We start from the raw sequence: 12134 nt of genomic DNA on the forward strand, positions 1-12134 counted from the left end.
CATATAGGCCTTCGGGTTCACACACTCCGGGTTTCGGTCGGGGTTATCTGATGACCGGAATCCGCGCCGCCACTCGACACGCCCCTGTGCCGCAACCGATGGGTAGCCAGCCGGGTCGCCATGGCTGATCATGGTCTGCAATGTCGCTACACGATCACTGAGAGCACACAGGAGGAACTCGTGGCCGAGACCCTGAGAAAAGGCACCCGCGTGACGGGCAACGAGCGCTCCGAGCTCGCGAGTGAGCTCAAGAGACGCTATGACGAGGGCGAGAGCATCCGTTCCTTGGCCGCCTCGACGGGCCGTTCCTATGGGTTCGTGCACCGTCTTCTCACGGAGGCAGGTGTGACGTTGCGTGGTCGCGGCGGTGCGACCCGTCGCGGCTGATCACGCGGTGGTCGCTCCGCTCCGGGCGGGCCCCGCCGGACGGCCGCCGGTGGCGGCGGACTAGGGTGGGCGACCGTCGAAGGTGGAGATCGAGAGCGCCCGATCGCCGGGCGCGGCGGATATGCGGAGGCAGGACAGATGGTGGAGTCGGCACCCCCCTCGAAGGACGATCTGGCCGCGGCCGGGCTGCGGCTGGAGATCGCCGACGCCGTCGCGACGGTCACCCTGTCCCGTCCCGAACGCCGCAACGCCATGACGGGGCGGACATGGACGACTCTGGCCCATGTCGGCCACACGCTGCCCCCATCTGTCCGAATTGTTGTCATTAAGGGTGAAGGGTCAACCTTCTCCTCGGGTATCGACCTTGCGATGTTCTCGCCCGAAGGTGTCGAGGGTGAGGCATCCGTCCTGCGGAACATCGGAGACGACACCGAGAGCCGCGCAGCCCTGGACGCGACCATCGCCGCGTACCAGGAGGGCTTCCTCTGGCTGCGCCGACCCGACATCGTGTCGATCGCGGCAGTGCGCGGCCACGCGATCGGTGCCGGGTTCCAGCTCGCGCTCGCCTGCGACCTGCGGGTCCTGGCCGACGACGCGCAGCTGTGCATGAAGGAGCCGGCGCTCGGGCTGGTCCCCGACCTCACCGGCACCAAGCCGCTGGTGGACATCGTCGGGGTGAGCCGCGCCATCGAGCTGTGCCTCACCGCCCGCTCGGTGGGCGCGGCCGAGGCGCGCGAGCTCCGGCTCGCCGAGCTCGTGGTCGAGGGCGCGGAACTCGACGCGGCCGTCCGGGACTTGGTGGCGGCCCTGTCCGCCACCGCGCCCGAGGCCGCCGCGGCGACCAAGGAACTGCTCCTCCAGGCCCCCCACAACACCCTGGACGAGCAGGTCGTGGTCGAACGCCGGGCCCAGGCCGACCGGCTCAACGCGCTGGCCCGGCAGCTCGGGATGTAGGGCCGAGGCCGCGGCCGGGTGCCCCCGGCCGCGGCCTCGCCGCCCCGGAGAGGCGCGGATCACCGGGGAATTCCCGGCCCCGCGTCCCCGTTATGGGATGAGTTCTAGTACGCTGCAGCAAGCGGTCAATTCATGCTGCGCGCATCCGGCGCGCCGGGCCGCTCGGCGCCGGGGGAACTCTCCATCGCCCCCGAGTCGCGTATCCGGCGCGTTTGTGTGATTTCTTCGCTGTGCCCGTAGGGTCGCGGAGCCTTCCTCGAAACGCCGCCGATTGATGAGGAAGGTTTACGTCACTTGACGGACAACGACGCATGCCCGCTTTTCGCCGATCTGGGTCTTCCTGAGGAGATCGTCGACAAGCTGGCCCAGAACGGTGTGACCAACCCGTTCCCGATCCAGGCCGCCACGATCCCCGACGCGCTGGCCGGACGCGACGTGCTGGGCTGCGGCCGCACGGGCTCCGGCAAGACCCTGGCCTTCGGCCTCCCGCTGCTGACCCGCGCCGCGGAGCAGCGCGCCGCCTCCCGCCGCCCCCGCGGCCTCGTGCTCGTCCCCACCCGTGAGCTCGCGCACCAGGTGCGCGACGCCCTGCGGCCCTACGCCCAGATCCTGGGCGCCCGGGTCGGCGACGTCGTGGGCGGCAGCTCCTACACCCGCCAGATCAACGAGCTGCGGCGCGGCGTCGAGGTCCTCGTCGCCACCCCGGGCCGGCTCAGCGACCTGATCGAGCAGGGCGCGGTCGAGCTCGACGCCGTGGAGCTGTCGGTGCTCGACGAGGCCGACCAGATGTGCGACATGGGCTTCATGCCGCAGGTCAGCGAGCTGCTCGACCAGGTGCAGCCGGGCGGCCAGACGCTGCTGTTCTCCGCGACGCTCGACGGTGACGTCGACAAGCTCGTGCGGCGCTACATGAACGAGCCGCGCACCCACTCGGTCGACCCGCCCGTCTCCCAGGTCGCGACCATGGAGCACCACCTGCTCAAGGTGCTGCCGCGCGACAAGAACAAGATCACCACCCTGATCGCGGCGCGCGAGGGCCGCACCATCCTGTTCGTGCGCAGCAAGTACCGCGCCGACACCATCAGCGAGCAGCTGGTCAACGCCGGCGTTCCGGCCGCGTCCCTGCACGGCGGCAAGACGCAGAGCGTGCGCACCAAGACGCTGGCCAAGTTCCGCGAAGGGCGGATCCAGGCGCTGGTCGCCACGGACGTCGCCGCGCGCGGCATCCACGTCGACGGGATCGACATGGTGGTCAACGTCGACCTGCCCACCGGGCACAAGGACTACCTGCACCGCGGCGGCCGCACGGCACGCGCCGGCGAGTCCGGACTGGTCGTGTCGCTGGTCGCGCCGAATCAGCGCCGGACGGCGCGCAGGCTGCTCGGCGATGCCGGTGTGGATGCCAAGCAGCACCTGGTCAACCCCGGGGACGAACTGCTGGCCGAGCTCACCGGGGCGCGCGAGCCTTCCTGGGAGCCGTGGATCGAGCCGCCGGAGCCCGAGCGTCCGCGCCGCGGCCGCGGCGGACCGCGCGGTCGGCGCAACGGCTACGGCGGACCGCGCGGCGACCGCCGCCCCTACCGGGACCGTGACGACCGCCGTCCGTTCCGCGAGGACCGCGGTGAGCGCGGTGGGCGTGACTTCGGTCGCGACCGGCGTGACGACGACCGCGGTGGGCGCCGGTTCGACGGCGAGCGCCGTCCGTTCCGCGAGGACCGCGGTGAGCGCGGTGGGCGCGACTTCGGTCGCGACCGGCGCGATGACGACCGCGGTGGGCGCCGGTTCGAGGGTGACCGCCGCGAGGGCGGGCGCCGGTTCGACGGCGAGCGCCGTCCGTTCCGCGAGGACCGCGGCGCGCGCCGGGACGACCGCCGCGGTGGCGGCCGCCCGTCCTACCGGGGCGACCGCGAGGGCTTCAGCGCCCAGCGCGGCTGACACCGGCCGGACGACGCGTGCCGACGGCCGCCTTTCCCCGCGGGGAAAGGCGGCCGTCGCCGTGTGCGGGTGCGGTGGCGCCTCCGGCCGCGGCCCCCGTGGCAGCGCCGGGGAAACCGCCGGGGAAACCGCCGGGAAAAGGTGTGGGCTGGTAAGCGGCACGAGGCTACAGTGAACCTGTGTCAGGATCACCACACGAGAACGCGCCGTCCGCACCCGTCCTGCTGACGGGCGAGCGGCTGGCCCTGCGCCCCTGGGGACCGGCCGACGGCCCCGAGCTCAACCGGATCGTCGCCCTGCCGGAGGTCGCGCGCTGGTGGGCGCCTGAGGACTTCACCCGGGCCGACGACGAGGCGTGCCGCTACACCATCGTCGTCGAGGGCGCCGTGCGCGGTCTGGTCCAGTTCTACGAGGAGACCGACCCGGACTACCGGCACGCGATGCTCGACATCTTCCTCGACCCCGCGGTGCGCGGCCGCGGCCTGGGCGTCGAGGCGGTCCTGCTGCTGATCCGCTGGCTGTTCGAGGCCCGGGGGCACCACCGTGTCACCATCGACCCCGCCTTGGACAACGAGGCCGCGATCCGTGCCTACGAGAAGGCGGGCTTCCGGCGCGTGGGGGTGCTGCGCGAGTTCTGGCGCGACCATGCCGACGGCGTCTGGCGCGACGGCCTTCTGCTCGACCTCCTCCGCCGCGACCTGCCCGGCTGACCCGGGCCGGGCGCCGTGGCGGCCTCGGAGGCCTCGGCGACCCATCTTCAATGGGGCGAAAGGGATATAGCGCCCAAATAGGTGTTATTGTCGTCATTCTGCGGAGGTCACCGCGTCCTTACGCGTGTCGATATCGGGCATAGCCACCCGTCGGCGCGAAGATGGACGCACCGGGGCCGGGGGACCACCGGGCCGCCGACACGTCGGCCGCTCCCGTGAGGCAGACCCCACCGCAGACCGCCTGCATCGCGTTCACCCCGTCCGTGGGTGGAGTTCGCCGTGCCCTCTCGAAGGAGAAAGTCACCGCGTGGACGCATTGAACGACGGCATCGTCACGCTCAACGATGCCTTCTGGACCTACCTGCTCATCCCGCTGCTGGGGCTGCTCGCGGTGTACTTCACCGTCCGCTCCGGCCTGGTGCAGGTCCGGATGCTGCCCGAGATGTTCCGGGTCATCCGCAGCCAGCCCGGGATCGCCCCGGACGGCAAGAAGGAGATCTCCTCCTTCCAGGCCTTCGCGATCTCCGCGGCGGCCCGCGTCGGCACCGGCAACATCGTGGGTGTCGGCGTCGCCATCGCGCTCGGCGGGCCGGGCGCGGTCTTCTGGATGTGGCTGATGGCGATGGTCGTCGGCGCGGCCGCCTTCGTCGAATCGACCCTGGCCCAGCTCTACAAGGTCCCCGTCTCCACGGGCTTCCGCGGCGGCCCCGCCTACTACATGCTGCACGGCCTCAAGCAGCGCTGGATGGGCGTGCTGTTCGCCGTCGTCATCACCGTGACGTTCGCCTTCGTGTTCAACTCGGTGCAGGCCAACAGCATCGTCGGGTCGATCTCCGGGTCGGCCGCGGCCTTCGGCTTCGACACCGGGCTCGGGCTGCAGCTGGCGGTCGGCGCCGCCCTGGTGCTCATCACCGGTCTGGTCATTTTCGGCGGTGTCCGGCGCATCGCGCACGTCGCCCAGACCCTCGTGCCGTTCATGGCCATCGTCTACATCCTGCTCGGCCTGGCGGTCGTCGCGCTGAACGTCGAGCGTGTCCCGCAGGTCTTCGCCGACATCTTCGCCAGCGCCTTCGGCGCCAAGGAGTTCGTCGCCGGCGGCATCGGAGCGGCGATCATGAACGGCATGCGCCGCGGCATGTTCTCCAACGAGGCCGGCATGGGCTCGGCGCCCAACGCCGGCGCGACCGCCTCGGTCAGCCACCCGGTCAAGCAGGGCCTGGTGCAGACACTGGGCGTCTACTTCGACACCCTGCTGGTCTGCTCGGTCACCGCCTTCATCGTGCTGCTGAGCGACCCGACCTACGGCGAGACCGCCGGTGTGGCCATGACGCAGAACGCGCTGGAGGCCAACCTCGGCGGCTGGGCGGTGCACGCGCTGACGATCATCCTGTTCCTCCTGGCCTTCACCTCGGTGCTGGGCAACTACTACTACGGCGAGTCCAACCTGGCCTTCCTGTCGGCCAAGCCCGGGGTCATGACCGGGTTCCGGGTGATCGTCCTGGTCATGGTGTTCGTCGGCGCGCTGGCCCCGCTGGACCTGCTGTGGAACATGGCCGACGTCTCCATGGGCGTCATGGCGACGATCAACCTGATCTCGCTGGCACCGCTGTGCGGCATCGCCTTCCTGCTGCTGAAGGACTACACGGATCAGCGCCGCCAGGGCCTGGACCCGGTGTTCCGCCGCGAGAAGTACCCGCAGCTCACCGGCGTGCAGTGCTGGGGCAGCGAATCAGACGAGCACGGGCGCCCCGCGACCACGTCCTGAAACCCGCCGCCACAGCGGGACCGATGCGGAGGGTGAGGGGGAGTCGCGGCTCCCCCTCACCACATATCCGCACCTCATTCCACAAGTGAAAATGATTTCCGGTAGGGTGCGTCAGAGCGAACCGACGACTGACGGAGTTCCACCTTGCCCGAAAGGCCGCCGGGACACGCACCCGCTACCCCCTCCTCTCTGGGCGATTCGCTGGCCACCGGCTGGGACGGCCGCGACGACGCCCTCCCGCCCTCCGACTGGGGGCGCCCCACGGGCCCCCGCCGCACCGCCACGGTGTGGATGTTCGCCGTGTTCATCATGGCGCTGGCGCTGGGCAACGCCTGGCTGACCGACCGCCTGACCAGCGAGGCGTTCCTCGCCTGGGCGACCATCTTCACCGCGATCAGCCTGCAGGCGCTGCCCTTCCTCGTGTTCGGCGTCGCGCTGTCCGCGGCACTGACCGCGTTCGTACCCCCGTCGTTCTACCAGCGCATCATGCCGCGCAACCCGAAGTTGGGCGTCCCCGCCGCCGGACTGGCCGGCGGGGTGCTGCCCGGCTGCGAGTGCGCGTCGGTGCCGATCGCCGGGGGACTGGTCCGGCGCGGCATCGCGCCCGCGGTCGCGCTGACCTTCCTGCTCTCGGCACCGGCGATCAACCCGGTGGTGATGGTGGCCACCGCCGTCGCGTTCGCCGGGCAGCCGGAGATGGTGGCGGCGCGGTTCGTGGCCTCGCTGGGCGCGGCCGTCGTCGTCGGGTGGTTCTGGGTCCGCTTCGGCAAGGCCGACTGGCTGCGCCTGCCCCGGCGGTCGCACGACCCCTCGGCGTCCAAGTGGCAGGTCTTCCGCGAGTCGATGGTGCACGACATGATGCACGCCGGGGGCTACCTGGTCGTGGGCGGCCTGGCGGCGGCCTGCCTGAACGTACTGGTGCCCCGCGAGTGGCTGCTGACCGTCGCCGGGATGCCGATCGTCTCCGTCCTGGTGCTGGCGCTGCTGGCGATCCTGCTGTCCATCTGCTCGGAGGCCGACGCGTTCGTCGCGGTCAGCCTCACCGACTTCTCTCCCACGGCCAAGCTCGCCTTCATGGTGGTCGGACCGATGGTCGACCTCAAGCTGATGGCGATGCAGGCCGGGACGTTCGGCTGGGGCTTCGTGATCCGCTTCGTTCCGCTCTGCCTGGTCGTGGCCCTCTTCTTCAGTTTCCTGATCGGAGCTCTGATCACGTGAACCGGATCGCGCAGGGACTCGTCCTGGTGCTGCTGGGAGCGGCCGCGCTGAGCAGCACCGTGGTCTCCGACCTGTACCTCAACTACGTCCGCGACTACTTCCAGCCGTTCCTGATCGCGGCCGGGGTGGTGCTGGTCCTGCTCGGCGGGTGGCTCATCGCGGCCGAGGTGCGCAGTGCCGGCACCGAGGGCGACCACGCCCACGGCGACCACTCCCACGGCGGGGGTCACGACGACGGACACGGGCACGACCACTCCCGCGCCCCGGGGGTGGCCTGGCTGCTCCTGCTGCCGGTGGTCGCGGTGTTCGTCGTCGCGCCCCCGGCGCTGGGTTCCTTCACGGCCGGCCAGGCCACGGACCCGGGTGCCCCGTCGCCGCGCACCGAGGGCCGCTACGGCGACGCGCTGGAGGACACCGACCCCTCGCAGCCCGCGGAGCTCAAGCTCCAGGAGTTCGTCCTGCGCGCCTGGACCGACGAGGAGCGCGAGATGGCCGGGCGCCCCATCGAGCTGACCGGCTTCGCGGTCCCCAACGAGCAGGGCGAGGGCTGGTACCTGGCGCGGCTGCAGATGTCCTGCTGCGCCGCCGACGCGGTGGTCAACCGGGTGCTGGTCACCAACGCCGAGGAACCCGAGAAGGACAGCTGGTGGACGGCCCGCGGCACCTGGGTGGAGCCCGAGGGCGACCTGCAGAGCGTCCGCGACCACCGCTTCTCGGTCGACACGATGACCCAGGTCGACAACCCTCCGGACCCCTACGAGTAGCCCGCCTCCGCACCCCCCTCCGTCGATCTCGGGGATATCGGGGTCTCAGCGGCGATTTTCACCCCGGTATCTCCGAGATCAACGGAGAACAGTGAGGCGCCGCCCTCCAAGCGGGTGAGGGCGGCGCCGGTTCCGGCGGGATCGGGTCAGAAGTCGAAGATCCCGGCGGCCTCGACCCCCACGAGGCAGGGGTTGCCGAACGTGCGGGCGTAGTGGATCGGAGTGCCGTCCCAGACGCCGAAGACCTCCATGGGCACCGGCCGGTACTCCAGCGTGCAGGCCGCGTCCCTGGGTGGAATCGCCTCGAACCGGCCCTCGGCCGTGCGGATGGCGGCGCAGGCCTCGTCGGCGCGCGAGTGGTCGCCTGTGTTCGGGTTGCAGATCAGGGTTCCCACGTGCTCGCGGGCGATCGGAGTGTCGCGGGTGATCGTCGCCTCCCCGCGGAAGAAGTGGAGCACGGCCCCCGGGCGCCTCTCGGTGTTGTCCGGAGCCCCGGCGATGGCGGGCGCGGCGGAGGCCGGGAGAAGGCCCCCGATGAGGGCGATCGCCGTGAGGACGCCCGCGAGTGAGGGCTTGCGCATGGTCAGTCTCCTGAGGTGGTGCAGGTCGTGCCCTAGGCACCGGCGGTAGTTGCGTCACTACTTTACGTGCTCAGGTCGTGACAGTGCGGGATTGCCGGGATGTGTCGGGCGTGGCGCGTGCGGGATGGCTGCGGCGCGCGCGGGGGTGGTGTCGGGGTGCGTCGCGGCCCATGTAAGATAACGATAATCATTTTCAATCCTGGAAGCCGAGGTAACCCCAGATGACCCAGGCCATGCCCGCCCGGGTGGTCCTCGTGGCCGGGCTGCACGGCGCGGCCCGGACCACCGCCGTCGACCGGCTGCTGCACGCCGACCCCAGGGCGATCGCCATCCACCACGACCTCAGCCGGATCGGCGAGGGCGAGGTACAGCGCGTGACCCGCGACCGGTGGGGCGAGATCGACCGCACCCGGGTCGACCTGGTCCACGCCTGCGTCTCCTGCACCCTGCGCGAAGACCTGGTCCCGCTGCTCTGCGAACTCGCCGAGCGCGGCGAGTACTCCTCCTACATCGTCGAGGCCTGGGACGGGGTCGAACCCCGCCCGATCGCCGAAGCACTGACAGGCACCGTCGTCAACCGCCGTCCGGTGACCCGCTGGCTGCACCTCGCCGCGGTCATCACCGCCGTTTCCGCCGACCGCCTCGTCGCCGACCTGTCCACCAAGGACGACATGGTCGACCGCGGCCTCGCCGTCGCCGAAGAGGACGACCGCACCGTCGCCGAGGTGCTCGCCGAGCAGATCGAGTACCCGACCGCCCTCGCCCTGCACGGCGGCGGGCGCGACCCGCAGGTCGGCGCGCAGTGCACCGCCGTCCTCACCCAGCTCAACCCGGCCGCCGCCGTCGTCCCCACCGAGAAGGACGCCCTGCACGCGCTCACCGGCGGCGGATTCGACCCCGTCGCCGCGGCCGCGCGCATGGACCCGGCGGCCGCCCAGCCCCCGGAGCGCTGTGAGATGGGCGAGGTCCGCACCGTCACCTGGCGGCGCTCCCGACCCCTGCACCCCGCACGCCTGCACGCCGCCCTGGACGACGTCGTCGGGGTGTCGCTGCGCAGCCGCGGCCGATTCTGGCTGGCCAGCCACCCCGACACCCTGCTGGTCTGGGACGCCGCCGGATCCTCGCTGGCCATGCAGCCGGCCGGGCCCTGGCTGGCCGCGCTGCCCGACGCCGCCTGGGACCTGGTCCCCGAGCACCGCAAGGCCGCCGCAACCCTCGACTGGGCACCCGAGTGCGGCGACCGCTGCCAGTGCATCTCCTTCACCGGGGTCGGCCTGGACACCGACCGCCTGGTCGAAGTCCTCGACTCCTGCCTGCTCACCGAGGAGGAGGTCGCCGACGCCACCCTCACCTTCGACCGCGCCGACGACCCCTTCGCCGAACTCCTGGACACCGCCTCCTGACCACACGGCCGGCTCCGGCCCCGCGACGCCCGCCGTCCCGGCTCCACAGAAAGGACATCCGAGCATGCCCACGCCCCGCCGCCGCCCCGAGCGGCCGCGCCGCTTCGCCAACCCCCTGCACGGCGTCGACTACATCGACTACAAGGACGTCGACCTGCTGCGCAAGTTCATCTCCGACAAAGGCAAGATCCGCAGCCGCCGCGTCACCCGCGTCACCGCACGCCAGCAGCGGCTGATCGCCACCGCGATCAAAAACGCCCGCGAGATGGCGCTGCTGCCCTACCCCAACGGCTCCCGCAGCTGACCGACCGGGCGCTCGGCGAGGGCGGTCCGGCCGGGGAGGGCATCCCCGGCCGGACCGCCCTCGTGTGCGCGGAGGGTCCGCCGACCCCTCGCCCACTCCCGGCCGGAGAGTGCGGCACGGCCGACGCCGGTCGACACCGCGCGGCCGACCGGCGGGTAACGTCGTGATCAGAGCGATGACCCGGCGATCGAGGGATCTTGCCGGGCACCGAGGTCACCTCGACGTCCACCGCCGCCGGTGACCGCGGCGACGGGGCGGACCCGAGGCAGGGGGAGGGGCTGCGAGTGCACGAGGCCCAGTCCGGGGTGCCCGCAGACCCGGAGCGCAGCCACGCCCGGCGCCCCCGTTCGATCCGCTCCCGGGTGACCGCCGGGGCGGTGCTGGTCACCGGCATCGTCCTCGTCCTGGCCATCACGGCGGTGTCGCTGGTCACCCGCGACGCCCTGCAGCGCGACCTGTCCGACCGCACCGACGCGGCGGCCCGCCACGTCATCGAAGAGATCGGCGACCGGCGCTACGTGGGCCCGATTCCGGCCCAGAGCGGCATCACCCGCCTGCAGATCGTCGACAAGGACGGCGACGTGGCCGCGGCGAGCGCGCCCCTGGCCGGCTACGGACCGATCACCGAGCTCCGGCCCGAACCCGGCGACTTCCGCGTCGACACCACCGTGTGCCGGAGCGCCGAGGCCCTCGCCGGATGCCTCACCGTCGTCGGCTACCACGAGGCCAACAGCGCCTACGGCGACGTGATGGTCTACGCCGCCACCCAGCAGCCGGCCCTCCTCACCGGCCACATGATGGAGCTCGTGCTCGTGGTACTCGGACTGGTCATCCTGGCCGCGACCGGATGGGTGACCTGGTGGGCGGTGGGGAGGACACTGCGCCCGGTGGAGACCGTCCGCGCCGAGCTCGACCGGCTCACCGCCTCCGACCTGCACCTGCGCATCACGGTCCCGGACAGCGGCGACGAGATCGCCGACCTGGCGCGCACCGCCAACGCGACCCTCGACCGGCTGGAGTCGGCCATGGCCCGCCAGGCCCGCTTCGTCTCCGACGCCTCCCACGAACTGCGCAACCCCATCGCCGGGCTGCGGGTCCGCCTGGAGGTGGAGCTGGCCGACCCCGAGGGCGGCGACGCCGTCGAGGTGCTGCGTGCCGCGCTCGGCGATGCCGAGCGCCTGGAGGGGATCGTCAACGACCTGCTCGAACTGGCCCGGCTCGACGCGGATGTCACCACCGCCCGGGAGAGCGTCGACCTGGCCGAGCTGGTGGAGCGCGAGGTGCGCGGGCGGGTGACCGCCAAGGAGGTCACCACCGAGCTCACCCCCGGCGTCGTGGTCGAGGGCAACCGGATGCGGCTGGCGCGGCTGCTGGTCAACCTGCTCGCCAACGCCGAGCGGCACGCCCGCGACCGCATCCTGGTGACGGTCGGTGCCGAGGACGGGCAGGCCGTGCTGCGGGTGCACGACGACGGGCACGGCATCGCGCCCGAGGACCGCGAGCAGATCTTCGAGCGCTTCACCCGCCTCGGCGAATCCCGGCGCCGCGACCCCGGCGGCAGCGGGCTGGGTTTGGCGATCGCCCGCGAGGTCGCCCTCGCGCACGGCGGCACCATCGACGCGGGCGAGAGCCCCGAACTGGGCGGGGCGGTGTTCACCCTGCGGTTGCCGTGCGCCTGACCCGGACGCCGTGCGGTGGCGCCGGTGCGCCAAGAGACACATGCGGCGGGTTTGTCGCGTATGTCGGAATGGGGAATGTACAGGTCAACAGGATTTCGGGGGCCATGCGAGGGGGGAATGATGCCCGGCGACATGACCGATGACATGGGGAACGACCTGCAGGAATCGGAGATCAACCTCTACGAGCGGTACATCGACGACCCGCCGGAGGAACTGATCATCGAGGAGGCCGAGGTCGGCCACGAACTCGGGATCTCCGAGGAGGTCGCCGAGGAGGAGCCGTCGCCGACGGCGGACGCGGACGAGGACGACGAGGAGCCGTTCCCGGAACCGCGGCAGCCCACCGAAGGCAGCGGCCTGCACGTCGAAACCTGACGGGGAGCACGGCAGACGACTCCCCGCCCGCCGGCTCCCGGCTCCCAGGGGGGCGGCGC

At 71.7% G+C, this 12134-nt stretch carries 12 protein-coding genes; 11 read left to right on the top strand and 1 reads right to left on the bottom strand.

Annotated elements, in window-relative coordinates; genetic code table 11:
• The first annotated feature begins 180 nt into the window (after positions 1-180).
• The 7 genes from HNR23_RS07165 to HNR23_RS07195 all read left to right on the top strand — a co-directional run bounded on the left by HNR23_RS07165 (position 181) and on the right by HNR23_RS07195 (position 7733).
• Entirely contained in the window at positions 181-387 is a 207-nt protein-coding gene (locus tag HNR23_RS07165; protein ID WP_184074645.1) for a helix-turn-helix domain-containing protein, read from the top strand.
• Positions 388-525: 138 nt separating this feature from the next.
• Positions 526-1341: an enoyl-CoA hydratase/isomerase family protein gene (locus tag HNR23_RS07170; RefSeq protein WP_184074646.1), complete on the top strand. Its 816-nt coding sequence runs from the start codon at positions 526-528 to the stop codon at positions 1339-1341.
• A gap of 294 nt (positions 1342-1635) precedes the next feature.
• Positions 1636-3276, top strand: a complete 1641-nt coding sequence (locus HNR23_RS07175) for a DEAD/DEAH box helicase (protein ID WP_184074647.1) — start codon at positions 1636-1638, stop codon at positions 3274-3276.
• 221 nt (positions 3277-3497) lie between these two features.
• A complete protein-coding gene (locus HNR23_RS07180) occupies positions 3498-3986 on the top strand; it encodes a GNAT family N-acetyltransferase (RefSeq protein WP_184080021.1) in 489 nt (162 codons plus the stop codon).
• A 307-nt stretch (positions 3987-4293) separates the two neighbouring features.
• Entirely contained in the window at positions 4294-5751 is a 1458-nt protein-coding gene (locus tag HNR23_RS07185) for an amino acid carrier protein (protein WP_184074648.1), read from the top strand.
• A 144-nt stretch (positions 5752-5895) separates the two neighbouring features.
• Complete coding sequence (locus HNR23_RS07190) at positions 5896-6969, top strand: permease (RefSeq protein WP_184074649.1); 1074 nt, start codon at positions 5896-5898, stop codon at positions 6967-6969.
• Positions 6966-7733 (top strand): TIGR03943 family putative permease subunit, encoded by a 768-nt coding sequence (locus tag HNR23_RS07195; RefSeq protein ID WP_184074650.1) that lies wholly within the window; start codon positions 6966-6968, stop codon positions 7731-7733. Before HNR23_RS07190 ends, HNR23_RS07195 begins: the two co-directional genes overlap by 4 nt.
• A gap of 146 nt (positions 7734-7879) precedes the next feature.
• Here the strand turns inward: HNR23_RS07195 and HNR23_RS07200 are convergent, their stop codons facing one another.
• Positions 7880-8314, bottom strand: coding sequence for an SSI family serine proteinase inhibitor (locus HNR23_RS07200; protein ID WP_184074651.1), 435 nt, complete (start codon positions 8312-8314; stop codon positions 7880-7882).
• A gap of 221 nt (positions 8315-8535) precedes the next feature.
• On the opposite strand from HNR23_RS07200, the gene HNR23_RS07205 reads away from it, so the two are divergent.
• From HNR23_RS07205 to HNR23_RS07220, 4 genes are all read left to right on the top strand, one after another.
• Positions 8536-9717, top strand: a complete 1182-nt coding sequence (locus tag HNR23_RS07205; protein WP_184074652.1) for a CobW family GTP-binding protein — start codon at positions 8536-8538, stop codon at positions 9715-9717.
• A 64-nt stretch (positions 9718-9781) separates the two neighbouring features.
• Entirely contained in the window at positions 9782-10021 is a 240-nt protein-coding gene (gene rpsR / locus HNR23_RS07210) for a 30S ribosomal protein S18 (RefSeq protein WP_184074653.1), read from the top strand.
• Between the two features lie 197 nt (positions 10022-10218).
• A complete protein-coding gene (locus HNR23_RS07215; protein WP_343070455.1) occupies positions 10219-11700 on the top strand; it encodes a sensor histidine kinase in 1482 nt (493 codons plus the stop codon).
• A 132-nt stretch (positions 11701-11832) separates the two neighbouring features.
• A complete protein-coding gene (locus HNR23_RS07220; RefSeq protein ID WP_184074654.1) occupies positions 11833-12075 on the top strand; it encodes a hypothetical protein in 243 nt (80 codons plus the stop codon).
• The last annotated feature ends 59 nt before the right edge of the window (positions 12076-12134 follow it).

Source organism: Nocardiopsis mwathae (genome assembly GCF_014201195.1).
GTDB classification, from domain to species: domain Bacteria; phylum Actinomycetota; class Actinomycetes; order Streptosporangiales; family Streptosporangiaceae; genus Nocardiopsis_C; species Nocardiopsis_C mwathae.

Excerpts from the sequence above, each read along its gene's own strand:
- HNR23_RS07170 (WP_184074646.1), top strand. The coding sequence starts at position 526 with ATGGTGGAGTCGGCACCCCCCTCGAAGGACGATCTGGCCGCGGCCGGG.
- HNR23_RS07205 (WP_184074652.1), top strand. The coding sequence starts at position 8,536 with ATGACCCAGGCCATGCCCGCCCGGGTGGTCCTCGTGGCCGGGCTGCAC.
- HNR23_RS07200 (WP_184074651.1), bottom strand. The coding sequence starts at position 8,314 with ATGCGCAAGCCCTCACTCGCGGGCGTCCTCACGGCGATCGCCCTCATC.
- HNR23_RS07220 (WP_184074654.1), top strand. The coding sequence starts at position 11,833 with ATGACCGATGACATGGGGAACGACCTGCAGGAATCGGAGATCAACCTC.
- rpsR (WP_184074653.1), top strand. The coding sequence starts at position 9,782 with ATGCCCACGCCCCGCCGCCGCCCCGAGCGGCCGCGCCGCTTCGCCAAC.